The following is a 19,470-nucleotide window of genomic DNA, read 5'->3' as shown; positions in this document are numbered from 1 at the left end:
GGGTGCCAAGCACCGACGTTATTCAGGAACGTGAATGTCTTTTAATGTTGATACGCGGACACGCAAACGGCTATTACTGAGCAGCGTGGCCGCTGCGCTTTTGCTGGTAAACCCACTGTTGGCGGCTCAAACGGCGTTTGATGAACCGATTCCCGAGGCTACGCCTTTACCCGCTTCATCGCTGGAGGGCCCGGCATTTTCACCGGAACTGACGCAACTGCTAACGCGCTTTCGCTGGCAAGCAAGTCAACCAATGGAAGCCTCTCCTGCGCTAGAGGCGCTACGCCAAAAAATCCAGCACGCCTTAGAGCAACAGCCTCGCATTCTGGCCCAGCGCTCTCGTGAGCGTGAGTCGGTGCTACAAATTGATGAAGTGCGCGCCGTGCGTCGCCCTCAGGTGAACGCTGGGCTTGAGTACCGTAACGACTTGCAGCGCACTGAATCTCTGCCTGACCGCGGCTCACGCGTTGACGCGGTCGTTACGCTCAGCCAGCTGTTGGTAGATTTTGGAGCCAGCGGTGAGCGCATACGCGCGGCCGACCTTAGCGCTGAAGCGGCGTACTGGCAGTCCCAGGCAAGTGTCGAAGAAGAAGTTCTCTACGCCCTGAATGCCTACCTGGATGTTGCCCGTGTTACCGCTCAGCGCCAGCTAGCTGAGCACAATCTGCAGCAGCATCAGCGCATTTTTGAAGACGTTCAACTTCGCCGCGAGGCAGGCGCCGGTTCGCGAGCCGATGTACTGCGTGCCCAGAGCCGCTTAAGCGACGCCAACTCACGGCTAATCTCCTTAGAGGGTGAGTTAGCCCGGGCGATTAACGTCTATCAAGAAGCGTTCTTTACCCCGCCCGACGTACTGGCCTTGCCTCAAGGCGGAGCGTTGCTAAGCGAGACCAGCGCCGACCAACTGCTGGATAACGCCCTTGCCCGTAACGCCTCGCTGCGTAGCCAAACCCTTACCAGTGAGGCCAGCGAAGCCGAAGCGCAAGCTACTCGTAACGCCCGCTTGCCTAGCCTGAGCGTAGCCGTGGAAGGTCGCCAGTTCGATGTGAATGAGTTCAACGAATCGGATAATGACGTGGCGCTGTTGTTTAACCTTGATTACACACCCTACAGCGGCGGCGCGACCTCGTCGCGCATTGCCCAGGCGGTTGAACGTCAGCAGCAGAGCCAATTTGAACGCCAAGCCTTGCATCGCGAGCTGGAGCGGGAAGTGCGCTCTGCCTATACCGACACGCGCACCCGCCTAGCGGAGCTTGAAGCGCAAACCGCCACGCTTGCCGCTGAAGAAGAAGCGCTACTGGCCTACCGCGATCAGTTCGCCGTAGGGAGAAGCAGTATTAACGATTTGCTGGACGCCCAGCGGGATCTATTCCAAACCGCGCTAGAGCTAATCAATCGCCGTGTGCGCTGGGAGCAAGCTAGCTTTCAGCAACTTGCGGTAACCGGGCAGCTACTCGATGTGATGGAGATTCACCTTGAACACCGCTAATCCGCCCGCAGACGCCCTTGAGCAATGCCTGACCTTTGTGGCGGCTCGGCTTGAACTACCGGTCTCAGAAGCGGCTGTGCGCGCCCAACGGGTAGGCGCACACACCCCGCTCACTCCCGACGGCTTTATTGATGCTGCCGAGCGTCACGGCATGGTCGCTGCGCTGGGCGAACATGCCCTGGCAACGCTGGGGAACTCGCTGCTGCCAGCGGTCGCGCTGCTAAAAAACGGGCGCGCCGTGGTCATCATTGAGCGCATTGATGATAAGCGTTTTGCACTGTTTGACCCGGCATTAGGCAAACAGCCGGTCGAAACCGCGTTAAGTGCCCTGCAAGCAGAGTACATTGGCCACCTGATTGCAGTGCGCGCCCGCTACCGGCCGGTAGCCCTGAATAGCGAGCCAGCCATACAAGGCGGCCACTGGTTTTGGAGCGCCCTCTCGTCTAATCGTTGGGTGTACACCCAAGTGGTGATTGCCGCTGCGCTAACCAACTTCCTTGGGCTAGCCACCTCACTGTTTATTATGGTGGTTTACGACCGCGTATTGCCCAACGAGGCCATTGAATCGCTCGTCGCGCTAACCGTGGGTGTGAGTATCGCATTGCTGTTTGATTTTGCGGTAAAAACGTTGCGCCAACTGTTTATTGAACGGGCGGGACAAGAAGCTGACCTGCGCATGGGCAGGCGCATTTTTGACCATGTGCTCAACCTACAAATGAGTGCCAAGCGGGGCTCTACCGGTGGGTTTGCCAACACCCTGCGGGAATTTGAGTCGCTGCGCGATTTCTTCGCCTCAGCATCGCTGGTAGCCCTCGTCGATTTGCCGTTTATCTTCCTGTTTATCGGCGTGATTTATCTGATTGGGGGGCCGCTTTTTATGGTGCCGCTGATTGCCGTGCCGTTGGTACTGCTGATTGGCCTGGCGGTGCAGCCCTTTCTTAAACGCCTGTCCGGCCAAGCCTTTGAAGAGAGCCGTTCCAAGCAGGGCGTTCTGATTGAAGCGGTAGCAGGGCTGGAAACCATTAAAGCCAGTGGCGCTGCGCCAATGATTCGCCAACGCTGGGAAGAGAGCGTTCAGCAGCAATCTAACGTGGGCCGTAAAGGCCGGGCAATTCAACAGTTTGCCCTGAATGCCACCGCGTTCGCCCAGCAAGCCGCTCAGGTGAGCATTGTGGTGTATGGGGTGTTTTTAGTCGGTGACGGGGTGATTTCCATGGGTGCAATGATTGCCTGTGTGATTCTCACCGGCCGTGCACTCGCGCCGCTGGCGCAGCTGGCTCAAACCATGACCCGCATTAACCAAGCCCGCACCTCTTACCGCGCGCTTGACCAACTAATGAATATGCCTTCCGAGCGCCCCGCTGGCCGTCACTACTTAAGCCGCCCTTCTCTGGAAGGCAAAATCAGCCTGCAAGATGTGAGCTTCCGCTACCCAGAGCAAACCACTGCAGCATTGGCCAATATCAATCTGACGATCGAGCCTGGAGAAAAGGTTGCGCTACTGGGCCGCGTGGGTTCCGGTAAAAGTACCCTGGCGCGGCTACTGCTCGGCATTTACCCGCCCGAAAAAGGCGCGGTACTAGTAGACGACACCGATATTCGCCAAATTGACCCTGCGGATTTACGTCACAACATTGGTAGCGTGTTGCAGGAAGCGTGGCTGTTTTCTGGCACTGTTCGCCAGAATATTGCGATTGGTGCCCACCACCCTACCGATGAACAAATTCTCCAGGCCGCCAAACTGGCCGGTGCCCACGACTTTATCGCCCGCCACCCCCAGGGCTACGACATGCCCATTGGTGAGCGCGGCGAAGGGCTTTCCGGTGGCCAGCGGCAACTCATCTGCCTTGCCCGCGCGCTGCTGGGAGCCCCACCGATGTTGCTGATGGATGAGCCAACCAGTGCAATGGATATTCAAACCGAAAAAGAGGTGATCTCACGGCTAAAAGCCGCTAGCCAGTCGCAAACCCTGGTGGTCGTGACGCACCGCACCAGTCTGTTAGCGCTGGTTGATCGGGTGATTATTGTTGATCAAGGCCAGATTATTGCCGATGGCCCCAAGGCCCAGGTGATGCGCCCCGTTGAAGCAGCGCCCCACCGCACGCGTGAAGGAACAGCATTGTGAGCCGCCCGACGTCCCAGCTTGATTTTGAACACTTTGTACGCCATGGCCGCACCAAGCGGCCAATTGCTAGCAGCCTACTCCTGCTCACCATTATTGGCTTTTTACTGATTGGCTTCTTGTGGGCTTATCTCACGGAGGTGGACGAAGTGACCCGAGGGCAAGGCAAAGTCGTGCCCTCGCGCAGCCTGCAAGTAGTAGAAAGCCTGGAAGGCGGCGTGGTAACCGAGATTAACGTACGCCGTGGGGATACGGTCGAACAAGGCGACACGCTGATGGTGCTTAGTGGCGGCACGCTGGAAGGCGACTACGAAGAGAGCCTACAGCGCCTACGTTCCCTGCAACTACGCTTGCAACGCCTGGAAGCCGAAATCAACCAAACGCCGCTGGCACTCGATGATGCACTCAGCCAAAGCGCACCTAGTGTGGCTGCGAGCGAAACCCGCCTGTTTCATGGGCGGCAGTTGGAGCTAAGCGCCGAACTTCAAGTATTAGAACAGCAGGGCTATCAGCGCCGTCAGGAAAAAGCGGAGCTCGAAGCCGCGTTAAGCACCGCCCGTTCCGGCGTGCAGCTGGCCGAACGAGAGCTGGCCATCATTCAGCCACTGGCTCAGCGCGGCATTGAGCCAGAGACCTCGCTGCTGCGAGTACGTCAATCGCTCAACGAACTGCGCGGCGAGGTAGCCCGCCAACAAAGTGCTGTTGCCCGCGCAGAATCTTCCATCGCTGAAATTGAAGACCGCAAAGCAGCCGCTCGCAATGCTTTTGAAGCCGATGCGCTCGCCCAACTGGCCGAAGCGACCTCACAGGCCGCAGAGCTACAAAAGACGCTTCCCGGCCGAGCGGATCAGGTGGCACGCACCACCATCCGCTCGCCAGTCGCAGGGGTCGTGAATCAAGTGCATATTAGCACCGTAGGTGGCGTAGCAGGCTCTGGTGAGCCGCTCGTGGAGGTCGTCCCAGCCGATGACGCCTTGGTCGTAGAAGCGCATATTCGCCCCTCGGATATCGCCTTCCTCTACCCCGGCCAGCCGGTGAAGGTAAAACTAACGGCCTACGACTTTGCCCGTTACGGCGGCCTGGATGGCGAGCTGGTCACTATTGCCGCCGACGCCGTTCAAATGCCAGAAAGCGGTGAGTTGATGTACCCCGTTGAGGTGCGCACCGACGGCTATCTCTTCGACGCTGACAATGAACCGCTGACCATTATTCCTGGCATGGTGGCGGAAATCGATATTCTCAACGGTAAGCGCAGCGTACTGGACTACCTCATGGAACCCGTGGTGAAAGTACGCGACCGCGCCCTACGCGATTAACCGCTGTGCGGTTTCATCAACGCCCCTGACGCCAGGGGGTCGTTCGCGGTATACTTGCCACCATTTTTTTTGCAAGCCGTGAGCCGACTCCCCATGGAAAAGACCTACCAACCCGAACAGATCGAAACCCGCTGGTACGAACGCTGGGAAGCCGACAACCGCTTCGCCCCAACAGGCCGCGGTAAGCCGTTTTCGATCATGATTCCACCGCCTAACGTGACCGGCAGCCTGCACATGGGCCACGCGTTCCAGGACACCATTATGGATACCCTGACGCGTTGGAAGCGGATGCAGGGCAACAACACCCTGTGGCAGGTAGGCACCGACCACGCCGGAATCGCCACGCAAATGCTGGTTGAGCGTAAAATTGCCGCGGAAGAAGGCAAAACCCGCCACGACCTGGGCCGCGATGCGTTTATCGACAAGGTATGGGAGTGGAAAGAGGAGTCCGGCGGCCACATCACCCGCCAGCTGCGCCGCATGGGCGCCAGCGTTGATTGGTCCCGCGAGCGCTTCACGATGGATGACGGCTTCTATAAAGCCGTGCAAGAAGTGTTCGTGCGCTTGCACGAAGAAAAGTTGATCTACCGTGGCAAACGCCTGGTTAACTGGGACCCTACCCTACACACCGCGATTTCCGACCTGGAAGTGGAAAACAAAGAGCAGCAGGGCAGCTTCTGGCACTTCCGCTACCCGCTGGCCGATGGCGTCAAAACCGCCGATGGTAACGATTACCTGGTCGTGGCAACCACTCGCCCTGAAACCTTGCTAGGCGATACGGGTGTCGCGGTTAACCCCGATGATGCTCGCTATGCTTCGCTGGTCGGCAAATTTATCGAATTGCCGCTGGTCGGCCGCCGCATTCCTATCGTTGCCGACGAGCACGCCGATATGGAAAAAGGCTCCGGCTGCGTAAAGATCACCCCGGCCCACGACTTCAATGACTACGAAGTCGGCAAGCGCCAGAACCACCTGCTGATCAATGTGTTCACCAAGGATGCCACCATCCTTGAGCGCGCTGAAATCTTCGACCTAAAAGGCACTCCCCAGCCCGACGAAGACGCCACCCTGCCCGCCAAATACGCAGGGTTGGACCGTTTTGAAGCGCGTAAGCAAATTGTTGCCGATATGGACGCTCTGGGCCTTTTGGAACAGGTAGAAGCCGTCAACAACACCCTGCCCTATGGCGACCGTTCCGGCGATGTGATCGAACCGCTGCTTACTGATCAATGGTTTGTTGCGGTAGAAACGTTGGCCAAGCCCGCCATTGAAGCGGTAGAAAACGGCGACATCCAGTTCGTACCGAAGAACTACGAAAACATGTACTTCGCTTGGATGCGCGACCTGCAAGACTGGTGTATCTCCCGCCAGCTGTGGTGGGGCCACCGCATTCCTGCCTGGTACGACGCGGAAGGCAATGTCTACGTTGCCCGTAGCGAAGAGGAAGCCCGCGAGAAGCACGGCCTTTCGGCAGACGTCACCCTGACCCAAGACGAAGACGTCCTCGACACCTGGTTCAGTTCGGGCCTGTGGACGTTTGGCACCCTAGGCTGGCCAGAAAAAACCCCAGAACTGGAAACCTTCCACCCCTCCAGCGTGCTGGTGACCGGTTTTGACATTATCTTCTTCTGGGTCGCCCGGATGATCATGATGACCCTCAAGTTCACTGGCGAAGTCCCGTTCAAAACCGTTTATGTGCACGGTTTGGTACGCGACGGTCAGGGTCAGAAAATGTCCAAATCCAAGGGCAATGTACTGGACCCAATCGACCTGATTGACGGCATCACGCTAGATGCGCTGCTGGAAAAGCGCACCGGCAATATGATGCAGCCGAAACAGGCCAAGGCCATCGCCAAAGCAACCAAGGACGAATTTAAAGACGGCATTGAAGCCCACGGCACCGATGCCCTGCGCTTTACGTTCCTTTCCCAGGCAACCACCGGGCGCGATATTAAGTTTGATATGAACCGCCTGGATGGCTACCGCAACTTCTGCAACAAGCTGTGGAACGCTTCACGCTACGTGCTAATGAATGCCGAAGGTGAAGACTGTGGAACAGAGGGTGGCGACGTTGAGCTTTCACTGGCCGACCGCTGGATTATTTCCCAGCTGCAGCAAACTGAAACCCAGGTCACTAAAGCGATGGACGAGTACCGCTTCGACCACGCCTCCCAAGCGCTGTATGAGTTTGTCTGGAACGAGTACTGCGACTGGTACCTGGAGCTTTCCAAACCTGTTTTATGGGACGAAAACGCCAGTGCAGAAGCCAAACGCGGTACCCGCCGTACGCTCGTGCGCGTACTGGAAACTATTCTGCGCCTCGCTCACCCGATGATGCCCTATATCTCAGAAGAGATCTGGCAGCGCGTTGCACCGCTGGCCGGTACCTTCGTCGGTGATGGCGCGTCGATCATGCTCCAAGCCTGGCCGGAAGCCGACGAAAGCAAAATCGACGAACAGGCCACTCGGGATATCGAATGGTTAAAAGGCGTGATTATCGCAGTGCGTAACATCCGCGCCGAGATGAACATTGCCCCTGGCAAACCGCTGGACGTACTGCTCACCAAAGGCAAGCCGGAAGACGCCCAGCGCTTGGAAAGCAACCGCCACTTCCTCGCCAAGCTGGCCAAGCTGGAAAGCGCCACCTGGCTGCCCAACCCAGACGACGCACCGCTCTGCGCAACGCAGCTAGTGGGCGATATGGAAGTGCTGGTGCCCATGGCGGATCTCATCGACAAAGACGCCGAACTCAAACGCCTGGCTAAAGAAATTGACAAGCAGGACAAGTTGATCGGCGGCATTGAGAAGAAGCTCGGCAACGAAGGTTTTATCGCCAAAGCCCCAGAAGCCGTGGTTGAAAAAGAGCGTGGCAAACTCGCTGAATTCCAAGCTGCCAAAAAGCTGCTGGAAGAGCAACAATTGAAGATCGCGGCGCTGTAGAGTGAACGATTAGCTAGGTTGATTAGCTAGATTAAAGGCGACACCTCGAGGTGGAATGCTTGTCAGTTAAGCTTGCGATAAGTGGGCTTAGAAGGAGACCGTATCGGATACCGACCCGGTCTCCTTTTTACTGAAGTCATCCGAGGTGAAATCCTGAAGAGCTTCCAGTGCCTGGCTTAAGAACATAAAAAAACCCGTAGTCAGTAAACCTGACTATGGGTTTTGAAGGCTCCGAAAAAATCGGTCAGCCGATCATATTAATTTTCTTAACTGATCGGCATTACGCCATGGCGTGATTTTTTGCAAAACACATTGTGTGTATGCAATAGCGCAAATCCGTTAGGATTAGCCGCGCTTAACAGCAGCGCCAAAACGCTTGTTAAAGCGTTCTACACGGCCACCAGTGGTCGCTTGCTTCTGCTTACCAGTGTAGAACGGGTGGCAGTTGGAGCACACGTCCAGAGAGAAGTCCTGACCAGAGGTAGAACCAACCTGGAAGCTTGCACCGCAAGAACAGCTAGCGGTGACCGTGTTGTAATTCGGGTGGATACCTTGTTTCATCTTGAGCCTCATGAGCTGTATGCCGCCACCTGATCCGTTGCCAGGCACCGCATACGGGTTTGAAAAAACTGCTAACCGGTTAACCGCTCCATCCTATAGATTCAGAGCGGCCGCGCATTCTAGCAAACTAAACGCCGGAGGCCAATTGTCCGACTCTGTTTCTACCCAGGCACGCCCTCAAGACGCGACGTCATCACCTTTTCAAGTATTAAAGGTCGCACTGCCATCGCCGCTGCGACGATTATTTGACTATTTGCCAACACGCCAGCCTCCCGCGTGCGGCTGGGTGGTGGGTCTTAGAGTGCGCGTACCCTTTGGCCGCAGAGAAGTAGTCGGCGTGGTGGCAGAGCTTGCCAACGGCAGTGAATTGCCTCGCACAAAGCTACGTGCTATCAGCGAGGTGCTAGACGACGCCCCACTGCCCAACGACTGGCAGTGGCTATGCCATTTTGCCGCCCGCTATTACCAGCACAGTTTAGGCGACACGATGCAGCTAGCCATGCCCGCCCGGTTGCGCCAGGGCCATCCCATGGGGGGAAGAATGCAGACGCTGTGGCTCCCGCTGTCACGGGGTGATGAACTATCGCTTCAGCGAGCACCCAAGCAAGCCGAGCTGTATGCCCTGCTGTGCCAGCACCCACACGGGCTGGCTGGCCGGGCAGTCACTGCCCATGGTTTTACCCGGGAGCAACTTCTAGCTTTGCAGAAAAAGGGCTTCGCCCAACCCCAAGAAACCACATTAGCCGCAACACCGCCCGCTGGCGGCAACTTGCTGGCCTCGCCATCGCTTCCGCTGAATAGAGAACAAGCCTCGGCACTTGCTGTATTGCATGAAAAACTCGAAAACTACCATCCTTGCTTACTTGAAGGCGTGACTGGAAGCGGTAAAACTGAAATTTACCTTCAGCTAATTGAAGCCCTCGCCGCTAAGGGCAAACAGTCACTGGTACTGGTGCCTGAAATAGGCCTCACGCCGCAAACCCTAGCGCGTTTCAAGAGCCGCTTTAGGGTACCGGTCATGGCGCTGCACTCGGGGCTTACCGACTTGGAGCGACTGGATGTATGGGAAGCCGCTGCCAATGGCCGCGCACTCGTCATTATTGGCACCCGCTCAGCTATTTTTACTCCGCTCAAAAACCCAGGCGCCATTATCGTTGACGAAGAGCATGATGGTTCTTATAAACAGCACGATGGGCTTCGCTACAACGCTCGAGATTTAGCCGTTGCCAGGGCTCACTACCACAATATTCCCCTGCTATTAGGCAGTGCCACGCCCTCCTTCGAAAGCTTGCAGCAGGCGCTTTCAGGAACGTATCGTCATCTGCGGCTTACCCAGCGCCCTAGCCGTCACCCGCCTGCCAGGCTTGAATTGATTGACCTACGCCACCAGCGGCGCCAAGGCGGGCTTCTGCCTGGCGCTATCACCGCCATCAAAAACACCTTAAAGGCAGGCAAGCAGGCACTGGTGTTTATCAACCGGCGGGGGTTTGCACCAACGCTTGCCTGCCATAGCTGTGGCTGGATAGCCGAGTGCGGGCAATGCGATTCACGCATGACGCTGCACCGGCAGCCGCCACTACTAGCCTGCCACCATTGTGATAGTCGGCGCGCGCTGCCAGACGCTTGCCCCGAGTGTGGCAGCGGTGACCTGCGCGCTCTGGGCAGCGGCACCGAACGCACCGAAGAAACGCTTCAAGGCTTGTTCCCAAACGTTACTGTGCACCGTATTGACCGCGACAGTACACGTAAAAAAGAGAGTTTTGAGCAGATACTCAAGGAGATTCAGCGGGGCGAGCCTTGCTTGCTTGTTGGCACCCAAATGCTCGCTAAAGGCCACCACCTGCCCCATGTCACGCTGGTGGTGGTGGTCAATGCCGATGGCGGCCTCTATGCTGCTGACTTTCGCGCCATGGAACACAGCGCGCAGTTGCTCGAACAAGTCGCCGGACGCGCTGGGCGCGCAGCTCATCCAGGACGGGTTTTGGTACAAACCCTACACCCCGATGACCCGCACCTGGGCCAGCTTGCTGAGCATGGTTATGGCGCACTCGCACGCAGCTTATTAGAAGAGCGCCGTATCGCAAAACTGCCGCCTTTTTGCTTTATGGCCCTGCTACGCTTTGAAAGCCCTAACGAAGAAGCTGCTATCTCTTTGGCTCAGCAAGCTGCTCTGGCTCTACGGGAATGGTTAACAATGGTAAATCTAGCGGTTCGCTGTTTAGGCCCTGTTCCTGCCCCCATGGAGCGCCGCCAAAACCGTTATCATATACACATCATGCTGGCAGCGGATAAACGTAGCCAGCGTCACACGGCAGCTAACTGGCTGGTACAGTGGTTAGAGGCAAACCGAGACGCTCGCAAAGTACGTTGGTCTATCGATATTGACCCGCAAACTCTTGCGTAAAGATAGGCGTATTAGAGGCAACCGGCTCACCCTGTAACGGAATACGGCTTTGAAACTGCGCGCCAATTGCCGATAATGACCACTTTGCCGCTACTTGATATGAGCGCACGCACACGCCGCCACCGACGACATCCGGATATTTAAATGAAAGACACCATTATTACTTTGCTAGAAGGCGCAGTTGACGCGCTTAAGCACCAAGGCGTGCTGCCCGACGATCTACAGCCGACGATTAAAGTTGATCCGACCAAAGATAAAGCCCACGGCGACTACGCCACCAACCTAGCCCTTATGCTGGCAAAGCCTGCAGCAAAGAAACCTCGCGAGCTTGCCGACCTATTGGTTGCCGCCCTACCCGCCAGCGATGCCATTCAAAAAACCGAGATTGCAGGCCCTGGTTTTATTAATTTTTTTGCCGCTACTGATGCAGCCGCGCAAATTGTTGCTCAAGTGCTCGATAGCGGCGATGCCTTTGGACGCAGCCTGATTGGCAAAGGTGAGAAGGTTCAGGTGGAGTTTGTTTCTGCCAACCCGACAGGGCCACTGCACGTTGGCCATGGTCGAGGCGCAGCAATAGGCGACTGTATTTGCCGCCTATTGGAAGCCACGGGCTACGATGTGACTCGCGAATTTTATTACAACGATGCCGGCGCTCAGATCAAAAACCTAGCGCTGTCTGTCCAGGCTCGCGCTAAGGGCCTTGGGCCCGATGACCCAAGCTGGCCAGCAGACGGCTATCGTGGTGAGTACATTGTTGATGTGGCTAATGACTATATGGCTGGCAAAATGGTGACAGCCGATGATCGTGAAGTCACTGCGAAAGCAGATGCTAATGACCTTGATGCCATTCAAGCCTTTGCTGTGGCTTGGCTGCGCCGTGAACAAGACTTAGACCTGAAAGCATTTGGCGTTGAATTTGATGTCTACTTCCTTGAGTCATCGTTGTATCAAGATGGCAAAGTCGAAGCGACCGTCGAAAAGCTCGTTGCTAATGGCCATACCTACGAAGAAGATGGCGCTATGTGGCTGCGCACGACTGCCTTTGGCGATGACAAAGACCGAGTAATGCGTAAACGGGAAGGAGGCTATACCTATTTCTTGCCGGATGTGGCCTACCACCTGAATAAGTGGCAGCGCGGCTTTAAAACCGTGATTAATGAGCAGGGAGCTGACCACCACTCCACGGTTACTCGTGTTCGTGCAGGCTTGCAGGCACTGGAAGTTGGCATTCCAAAAGGCTGGCCCGACTATGTCCTCCACCAAATGGTCATGGTGACCCGCTCAGGCGTAGAGGTAAAACTGTCCAAACGTGCTGGCAGCTATGTCACCGTGCGCGACCTGATTGATGAAGTTGGCCGTGATGCTACCCGCTTCTTCCTTGCGGCCCGCCGAGCGGATTCACAGCTCACGTTTGATATTGACCTGGCTCGCTCGCAATCGAACGATAACCCGGTTTACTACATCCAATACGCCCATGCACGGGTATCTAGCATGCTGCGTAAAGCCGAAGATGCAGGCCAGCCCTTCAACCACGGTGTTGCTCTAGCTAATCTTGCGTTGCTTGATAGCGACCAGGAAAAGGCCGTGCTTAACCGCTTGGCACGCTACCCAGAAGTGGTTGAGAATGCTGCCAAAAATCGCGAACCGCAGCAGGTTGCTCAGTACTTATTGGATCTTTCAGGGGATTTCCACACCTGCTACAACGCCGTTAAGGTCATGGTCGAAGATGACACTCTGCGCAACACACGCTTAGCCCTTGGTTTAGCAACCAAGCAGGTGCTACGCAATGGGCTGGACCTTATGGGGGTTAGCGCCCCAGAGGAGATGTAAGCGATGGCGAGCCCTAAAGAAAAGCCTACCCGCCGAGGTGCAACCACTCAGCGTAAAGCCAGCAAACGCTCAGGGGGTGGCGGTTTCAAAATTCCCGGCTGGCTTTGGGGGATAGCAGGCGTAGCAGCAGGCTTTTTTCTGGCACAGCATCAACATGGCACGGCCCCCTGGCAAGCGCAGGAAGACACACCCCAAGCAACGGTGTTACCCAAGCCTGCCGGTAGCGATGAACGTAGTGCAGCGCGCCAAACAGAGAGCGTTACCGAACCGGCTATGCCCACGTTTGAGTTTTACACGCTGCTGCCAGATACGGAGGTTATTGCTCCAGGTGTGTCGCTACCATCAACTGTAAACCGTCCTGAAGCGGCAGCACAGCAGGCTCAAACGGCCTCAAGTAATGACGACACGGCAACCAGCGAAACAACGACTAGCAACGCCAGTGCGCGTCAAAACGATGATCCTATCGCACAGGTTATTGCCGCTAACATGCGCCCTGAAGAGCAAGTGGCTGCGGCTCAGCAAGCAACGGCTAGCCCCTCTAGCACACCTAACCGCTATATGCTGCAGGCTGCCTCATTTCGGGAATTAAGCGATGCCGAGCAGCTGCGCAGTCGTCTACGCAATTTAAGTCTGCTTGCCCAGGTTAGCGAAGTGAAGGCCAACGGCGATACCTGGCACCGCGTTCAAGTAGGCCCTTATGAAGACACCCGTGAGTTAAATCGCGCCCAGGATTTGATGAGTACACAAGGTATTGAGCCTCTACTGATCCAATTACAGAACTAGCCTATCCAAAGAACTAGCCTATCCACAGAGCTGCGTTAGCTACCTGTAACGCTAAACAAATAACGACAGGCAACTCTAAACAACGGCTAGGCGGGCTTTTATTTTCATAAACACCGTTTAAAAAACACTTTATCTGAAGGCTTTACTTAGCGGGCGGTTGATTTTTTATCAGCCGCCCGCATTTTGTTGTGAATCGCCTTTTTTGCGGTCGCGTGACGTGACCGATCAGTCATCGGGAGCTTATGCCTCCCCCAAGGAGTTATCTCCATGACCACTATTGTATCCGTACGCCGTGGTAACCACGTTGTTCTGGCAGGCGACGGCCAAGTATCGCTGGGCAACACCGTAATGAAAGGAAATGCCAGCAAAGTACGTCGTCTTTACCGTGGCAAGGTGCTAGCAGGCTTTGCTGGCGGCACCGCCGACGCCTTCACGCTATTTGAGCGATTTGAAGCGCAGCTCGAAAAATACCAAGGGCACTTAACCAAAGCCGCCGTTGAGTTGGCAAAAGACTGGCGTACCGACCGAGCGTTACGCCGCCTGGAAGCACTACTGGCCGTAGCTGACCACAGCGCCTCACTGATTATTACCGGTAACGGTGATGTGGTTGAGCCTGAGCGCGGCATTATTGCGATTGGCTCTGGCGGCAACTTTGCCCAGGCAAGCGCCCGTGCGTTGCTGGAAAACACTGAGCTTTCTGCGCGTGAAATTACTGAAAAGTCACTCGAAATCGCCGGCGACATCTGCGTGTTTACCAATCACCACGTGACGCTCGAAGAGCTGAACATCAACGACCGTTGAGGCCCCTTTTTATGACCCAGATGACCCCCCGCGAAATCGTCCATGCCCTGGATCAATACATTATTGGCCAGCAGGATGCCAAACGCGCCGTCGCTATTGCCCTGCGCAACCGTTGGCGCCGCATGCAGTTAAACGATGAGCTACGCCCGGAAGTGACGCCAAAAAATATTCTGATGATTGGCCCTACTGGCGTTGGTAAAACGGAAATTGCTCGTCGCCTTGCCAAACTGGCCAGAGCACCCTTCATCAAGGTCGAAGCCACTAAATTTACTGAAGTGGGTTATGTGGGCCGCGATGTTGAGTCGATTATTCGCGATTTGATGGAAGCTGCGATCAAAATGGTTCGCGAGCACGCTAAGGAAGAAGTTGGCCATCGCGCTGAGGATGCCGCTGAAGACCGCGTTCTAGATGCATTACTGCCGCCGCCCCGTGGCCAGGAAGATAAGCCTCGGGAAGATAGTGGTACGCGTCAAACCTTCCGTAAGAAGCTGCGAGAAGGCCAGCTGGATGATAAAGAGATCGACATTGAAGTCTCTTCACATGGGCAAGGCATCGACATAATGACGCCGCCTGGCATGGAAGAGATGACCAGCCAACTACAGAGTCTGTTCTCTAACATGGGTCAACAAAAGCGTGAGCAGCGCCGCGTGACCGTTAAAGAAGCGCTGGTGTTACTACGCGACGAAGAAGCTAGCAAACTGGTCAATGAAGAAGAGATCAAAGCTCGTGCTGTCGAAGCCGTCGAGCAGCACGGCATTGTGTTCTTGGATGAGATCGATAAAGTTGCCAAGGGTAGCGGTCAGTCCAGTGGCGGTGAAGTCTCTCGTGAAGGCGTGCAGCGTGACCTGCTGCCGCTGATCGAAGGTTCTACCGTCTCGACCAAATACGGCATGGTCAAAACAGACCATATTCTATTTATCGCTTCCGGTGCCTTCCACCTGTCGCGTCCCTCGGACCTTATTCCTGAACTACAGGGACGCTTGCCGATCCGTGTAGAGCTAGACGCGCTGACACCTGGCGACTTCAAGCGCATCCTCACTGAGCCATCAGCGTCACTTACAAAACAGTATCAAGCGCTGCTGGCCACTGAAGGACTAGATATTGAGTTCACCCCTGACGGTATCGAGCGCATTGCCGAAATTTCCTGGCAGGTGAACGAAGGCACTGAGAATATTGGTGCTCGCCGTCTACACACCGTGCTGGAACGGTTGCTAGAAGAGGCCTCGTTTAAAGGTGGCGATATGGATAGCCCGCTGGTCATTGATGCCGATTACGTCAATGCCCAACTGGGTGAGCTAGCAGTAGACGAAGACCTATCGCGCTATATTTTGTAAACGCGCTTATATCGGTATAGTCCGCAGCAGCTTGCCCGCTTTTTACACACGCAAATGCTGCTGTTCAGGCTACGCTGCGGCTAACGTTGCGCACGAGAACAACACCCCTGTTGCTCGTGCTTGATCGACGTCCTGTCGATCAAACGTTAGCCGTGGCGCTTGCCTTCACGCATTCGCTAAAGCGTAAATAGTCGGTCAACCCGTTTTAGCTCAATATCGTAAAAGGTGACGTCATCAATGAACGCTCCTATTTCTACGAATGCCCCCACCCCAACGCGGGTTCACTACCATAAACAGGCTCGCGAGCTAGAGCTTGGCTACGCAAACGGCGAAAGCTTTCGGCTGCCGGTTGAGTTTTTGCGAGTTTACTCACCATCAGCGGAAGTACGTGGCCATGGTGGCGACACCGCCGTATTGCAGGTAGGTAAAAAAGATGTCGGCCTGCAAAACATTACCCAAGCCGGTAATTATGCGCTGAAGCTGCATTTTGACGATGGCCATGATAGCGGCCTGTATAGCTGGAACTATCTGTACGATTTAGCCCAGCACCAATCAGACTACTGGCAAAACTACCTGCAACGTTTAGAAGAGGCAGGGGCTTCCCGCGAGCCCGCCAGTATTCAATTCAAACAGCTGTGACCCTGCGACTCAGGTGAAGCGCAGACAAATCAGGGGTGAGAAGGCTACAATGTCGCTAACCATTTATTGCGACGACCTTTTGGTCGATTATTACCGCCTCGAACTCGGGAGCTAAAGCCCCATGAGCCCCACAGAAAAACGCACCACCCATTTTGGCTATCAAGAAGTGTCAGTTGACGAAAAAGCCTCTCGCGTCGCTGATGTGTTTCATTCGGTAGCTGCCCGCTACGACATCATGAACGACTTGATGTCGATGGGTATTCACCGTGTTTGGAAACGCCTTGCTATTGAGCGCGCAGGCGTTCGCCCTGGCCACCATGTCCTCGATATTGCTGGCGGCACCGGCGATTTAACGCTCAAGTTCTCCCGCCTCGTCGGCCCTCGGGGCAAAGTCGTGTTGGCCGATATTAATGCCTCCATGCTCAGAGTAGGCCGCGACAAGCTGATGGACAATGGCGTTGGGGGCAACGTTGAGTATGTGCAAGCCAACGCGGAATGCCTGCCATTTCCCGATAATAGTTTTGATTGCATCACCATTGCTTTCGGCCTGCGTAACGTCACCGATAAAGATGCTGCTCTGCGCTCAATGACACGGGTACTAAAACCGGGCGGGCGCTTACTGGTACTTGAATTTTCCAAGCCCAACAATGCGTTACTATCGAAAGCTTACGATGAGTACTCATTCCGCTTGCTACCCAAAATGGGCGAGCTAGTGGCTGGCGATGGTGAGAGCTACCGCTATCTTGCCGAGTCGATTCGCATGCACCCCGATCAGGAAACCTTGAAGGCCATGATGGAGAGTGCCGGCCTGGACCGGGTGGAGTACACCAACCTGACCGGCGGTATTGTTGCCCTTCATCGTGGCATTAAATTATGACGTCAATGACTAAGAGGTCAGCATGCTAGTCACCCCGACCCTATTGCTGGCCGGATGTGAACGCACGTTGAATGCCCTGCTTGCCCGCGACCCAGCTGCGCCTGGGCGACTTGCGGCGTTAGCGGGTAGTCGACTATTGGTCAGGCTAGAAAAGCCTCATCTCCAGTTGGTGCTCCACTATCATCACGCTGGCATTGATCTGCTACGCGGTGATGATCTAGACGAAACCGATGTTGATGCCATCGTTGAGCTTACCCCAGAAACACTCTCTGAATGGCTCAGCGGTGCTTCTGTCGAGCGACTGATGTTTGATGGCAAGCTTTCCGTACGCGGTCGCATCCATCTACTGGAAGCCACCCGAGACCTGCTATTTGACTTGGATATTGACTGGGAAAGCGAGCTAGCGCGCTGGCTAGGCGATATGCCCGCCCATTCACTGGCCGAAGGCATCCGCCGCGCCGCTCGTTGGGGGCTAAGAGCAAAAGACGAACTGCTGCAAGACGTTTCTGAGTATGTCTTTGAAGAAGCGCGTTTGCTCCCTGGTCGTCAGCAGCGCGATGTGCTGCGTGACCATTTAACGGAGCTTGAGATCGCGACCGACCGTCTTGAAGCAAGACTTAACCGTCTGCATAAGCGCTTGACGCAGTTGACGGCCGACCCGTCACTAAATAAGCAGTTACACTCTGAGGAGCCGCACTGATGAGCCTGCGGTTATTGAAGATTTCTTGGATAGTGGCTCGCCATCGTTTAGATACGCTGATCCCCGCTGAACGGCTTCCGCTCTGGATGCGTATCTTAATGAACTTTTCACCTTTTAAGCTTTTTCCGGTGGGGCAGCGTAGTCGCGGCGAGCGATTGCGCCTAGCTTTAGAAGCGCTTGGGCCGATTTTTATTAAATTTGGCCAAATGCTCTCGACCCGTCGAGACCTATTGCCTGAAGACATCGCCGATGAATTAAAACGCCTGCAAGATCAAGTGCCGCCCTTCCCCGGCGAGTTAGCCGCCGCACGGGTTGAAAAGGAACTTGAAATGTCACTCGCCGAGGCATTTGCCGCCTTTGATCGCACCCCCCTCGCCTCTGCATCGATTGCCCAGGTGCATGCAGCCACGTTACATAGCGGTGAAGACGTGGTCGTCAAAATTATTCGCCCAGGCATTGACCGCATTATGCGACAGGATATGGCGCTGATGTATCAAATTGCCAAGCTGCTGGGTAAAGTACCGGACGCCAAACGCCTACGCCCGGTTGAGGTCATCCGCGATTACGAAGCCACTTTGTTTGACGAACTTGATCTCTATAAAGAAGCGGCCAATACATCGCAGCTCAAGCGTAATTTCAAAGAGTCACCACTACTGTTCGTACCAACGATTTACTGGCCTTACACTCGTCGCCACGTCATGGTACAAGAACGCATTCGCGGCGTGCCTGTGGCCGACCTAGACACGCTTATTGCCCGAGGCACCAACCTCAAAAAGCTAGCTGAACGCGGCGTTGAAATCTTCTTCACTCAGGTCTTCCGCGACAACTTTTTCCATGCCGACATGCACCCCGGTAACATCTTTGTTAACTGCGATGACCCTGAAGACCCACAGTACATTGCGATTGATTGCGGTATTGTGGGCAGCCTTACCCGCGAAGATCAGGACTACCTGGCGCGTAACTTGCTGGCGTTCTTCCATCAGGATTATTACGAAGTAGCCGCGCTGCATATCGAGTCTGGCTGGGTCGGTGAAAACACTCGTGCCAACGAGTTTGCAGCCGCAATCCGTACTGTGTGCGAGCCAATACTTGAAAAGCCGCTTAAAGATATTTCGTTTGGGCAGGTGCTGTTAGGGCTGTTTCAAACCGCACGGCGATTCAATATGGAAGTACAGCCACAGCTAGTTTTATTGCAAAAAACGCTGCTTAACATCGAAGGGCTGGGCCGCCAACTTTACCCCGACCTAGACTTGTGGAGTACTGCTAAGCCCTATCTTGAAAAGTGGATGAAAGAGCGCGCAGGTATTGGTGGCTTGTGGGAGTCGCTTAAACGCCAAGCACCAGAGCTTTCTCACCAGTTGCCTGAACTGCCGGTATTAGCCCATCAGGCTCTGAGCCGTATGGAACACGAGCACCGTCAGCGCCATCAACAGGTAAGCTCTATTAGCGCGGTTCAACAGCAATTGACGCGCCAACAAAAACGTCATTACCGTTTACGCCTCGGCTTGATTTTGATTGCCATTGCCCTGGCTTGGCAGCCGCTTATCGGATGGGCAGCGACTCAAGAGTGGCCCGTATTAGCGGCGGCGGGCGTAGGCTTACTGTTGTTATTGTGGCAATAACAAAGGCTTAGCGATAATGATAAACATCATAGCGCCGAAAATGCTGTGCCAA

At 55.3% G+C, this 19,470-nt stretch carries 14 protein-coding genes; 13 read left to right on the top strand and 1 reads right to left on the bottom strand.

The window, feature by feature from the left end; all coding sequences use genetic code 11:
- The first annotated feature begins 34 nt into the window (after positions 1-34).
- The 4 genes from CR46_RS0117350 to CR46_RS0117335 all read left to right on the top strand — a co-directional run bounded on the left by CR46_RS0117350 (position 35) and on the right by CR46_RS0117335 (position 7,867).
- On the top strand, positions 35-1,489 hold the full coding sequence (locus CR46_RS0117350; protein ID WP_030074823.1) for a TolC family protein: 1,455 nt from the start codon (positions 35-37) through the stop codon (positions 1,487-1,489).
- Positions 1,476-3,614: a type I secretion system permease/ATPase gene (locus CR46_RS0117345; protein ID WP_030074820.1), complete on the top strand. Its 2,139-nt coding sequence runs from the start codon at positions 1,476-1,478 to the stop codon at positions 3,612-3,614. Before CR46_RS0117350 ends, CR46_RS0117345 begins: the two co-directional genes overlap by 14 nt.
- Complete coding sequence (locus tag CR46_RS0117340; RefSeq protein ID WP_030074819.1) at positions 3,611-4,927, top strand: HlyD family type I secretion periplasmic adaptor subunit; 1,317 nt, start codon at positions 3,611-3,613, stop codon at positions 4,925-4,927. Before CR46_RS0117345 ends, CR46_RS0117340 begins: the two co-directional genes overlap by 4 nt.
- A 93-nt stretch (positions 4,928-5,020) precedes the next feature.
- On the top strand, positions 5,021-7,867 hold the full coding sequence (locus tag CR46_RS0117335) for a valine--tRNA ligase (RefSeq protein WP_030074817.1): 2,847 nt from the start codon (positions 5,021-5,023) through the stop codon (positions 7,865-7,867).
- A gap of 345 nt (positions 7,868-8,212) precedes the next feature.
- Here the strand turns inward: CR46_RS0117335 and rpmE are convergent, their stop codons facing one another.
- Complete coding sequence (gene rpmE / locus CR46_RS0117330) at positions 8,213-8,428, bottom strand: 50S ribosomal protein L31 (RefSeq protein ID WP_009724828.1); 216 nt, start codon at positions 8,426-8,428, stop codon at positions 8,213-8,215.
- 19 nt (positions 8,429-8,447) lie between these two features.
- Here rpmE and CR46_RS0117325 point away from each other — a divergent pair, with 19 nt between their 5' ends.
- The 9 genes from CR46_RS0117325 to ubiB all read left to right on the top strand — a co-directional run bounded on the left by CR46_RS0117325 (position 8,448) and on the right by ubiB (position 19,418).
- Positions 8,448-10,832 (top strand): primosomal protein N', encoded by a 2,385-nt coding sequence (locus tag CR46_RS0117325; protein WP_030074814.1) that lies wholly within the window; start codon positions 8,448-8,450, stop codon positions 10,830-10,832.
- Positions 10,833-10,976: 144 nt separating this feature from the next.
- Positions 10,977-12,662 (top strand): arginine--tRNA ligase, encoded by a 1,686-nt coding sequence (gene argS / locus CR46_RS0117320; protein WP_030074812.1) that lies wholly within the window; start codon positions 10,977-10,979, stop codon positions 12,660-12,662.
- A 3-nt stretch (positions 12,663-12,665) separates the two neighbouring features.
- A complete protein-coding gene (locus CR46_RS0117315; RefSeq protein WP_030074810.1) occupies positions 12,666-13,445 on the top strand; it encodes an SPOR domain-containing protein in 780 nt (259 codons plus the stop codon).
- Between the two features lie 267 nt (positions 13,446-13,712).
- Positions 13,713-14,246: an ATP-dependent protease subunit HslV gene (gene hslV, locus CR46_RS0117310; RefSeq protein ID WP_030074808.1), complete on the top strand. Its 534-nt coding sequence runs from the start codon at positions 13,713-13,715 to the stop codon at positions 14,244-14,246.
- 11 nt (positions 14,247-14,257) lie between these two features.
- Positions 14,258-15,580, top strand: coding sequence for an ATP-dependent protease ATPase subunit HslU (gene hslU / locus CR46_RS0117305; RefSeq protein WP_030074806.1), 1,323 nt, complete (start codon positions 14,258-14,260; stop codon positions 15,578-15,580).
- A gap of 237 nt (positions 15,581-15,817) precedes the next feature.
- On the top strand, positions 15,818-16,219 hold the full coding sequence (locus CR46_RS0117300) for a gamma-butyrobetaine hydroxylase family protein (RefSeq protein ID WP_030074804.1): 402 nt from the start codon (positions 15,818-15,820) through the stop codon (positions 16,217-16,219).
- A gap of 121 nt (positions 16,220-16,340) precedes the next feature.
- A complete protein-coding gene (gene ubiE / locus CR46_RS0117295; RefSeq protein ID WP_030074801.1) occupies positions 16,341-17,096 on the top strand; it encodes a bifunctional demethylmenaquinone methyltransferase/2-methoxy-6-polyprenyl-1,4-benzoquinol methylase UbiE in 756 nt (251 codons plus the stop codon).
- A 22-nt stretch (positions 17,097-17,118) separates the two neighbouring features.
- Entirely contained in the window at positions 17,119-17,796 is a 678-nt protein-coding gene (locus tag CR46_RS0117290) for a ubiquinone biosynthesis accessory factor UbiJ (protein WP_030074799.1), read from the top strand.
- Positions 17,796-19,418, top strand: a complete 1,623-nt coding sequence (gene ubiB / locus CR46_RS0117285) for a ubiquinone biosynthesis regulatory protein kinase UbiB (protein ID WP_030074797.1) — start codon at positions 17,796-17,798, stop codon at positions 19,416-19,418. The genes CR46_RS0117290 and ubiB overlap by 1 nt, the downstream gene beginning before the upstream one ends.
- Positions 19,419-19,470 lie beyond the last annotated feature (52 nt).

The sequence above is a fragment of the Vreelandella neptunia genome (assembly GCF_000712975.1).
Lineage (GTDB): Bacteria > Pseudomonadota > Gammaproteobacteria > Pseudomonadales > Halomonadaceae > Vreelandella > Vreelandella qaidamensis.
This window is presented reverse-complemented; position numbering and strand designations above follow the sequence as displayed.

Coding starts and splice junctions, on each gene's coding strand:
- rpmE (WP_009724828.1), bottom strand. CDS start 8,428: ATGAAACAAGGTATCCACCCGAATTACAACACGGTCACCGCTAGCTGT.
- ubiB (WP_030074797.1), top strand. CDS start 17,796: ATGAGCCTGCGGTTATTGAAGATTTCTTGGATAGTGGCTCGCCATCGT.
- argS (WP_030074812.1), top strand. CDS start 10,977: ATGAAAGACACCATTATTACTTTGCTAGAAGGCGCAGTTGACGCGCTT.
- hslV (WP_030074808.1), top strand. CDS start 13,713: ATGACCACTATTGTATCCGTACGCCGTGGTAACCACGTTGTTCTGGCA.
- CR46_RS0117300 (WP_030074804.1), top strand. CDS start 15,818: ATGAACGCTCCTATTTCTACGAATGCCCCCACCCCAACGCGGGTTCAC.
- CR46_RS0117335 (WP_030074817.1), top strand. CDS start 5,021: ATGGAAAAGACCTACCAACCCGAACAGATCGAAACCCGCTGGTACGAA.
- hslU (WP_030074806.1), top strand. CDS start 14,258: ATGACCCAGATGACCCCCCGCGAAATCGTCCATGCCCTGGATCAATAC.
- ubiE (WP_030074801.1), top strand. CDS start 16,341: ATGAGCCCCACAGAAAAACGCACCACCCATTTTGGCTATCAAGAAGTG.
- CR46_RS0117325 (WP_030074814.1), top strand. CDS start 8,448: ATGCCGCCACCTGATCCGTTGCCAGGCACCGCATACGGGTTTGAAAAA.
- CR46_RS0117315 (WP_030074810.1), top strand. CDS start 12,666: ATGGCGAGCCCTAAAGAAAAGCCTACCCGCCGAGGTGCAACCACTCAG.
- CR46_RS0117350 (WP_030074823.1), top strand. CDS start 35: ATGTCTTTTAATGTTGATACGCGGACACGCAAACGGCTATTACTGAGC.
- CR46_RS0117290 (WP_030074799.1), top strand. CDS start 17,119: ATGCTAGTCACCCCGACCCTATTGCTGGCCGGATGTGAACGCACGTTG.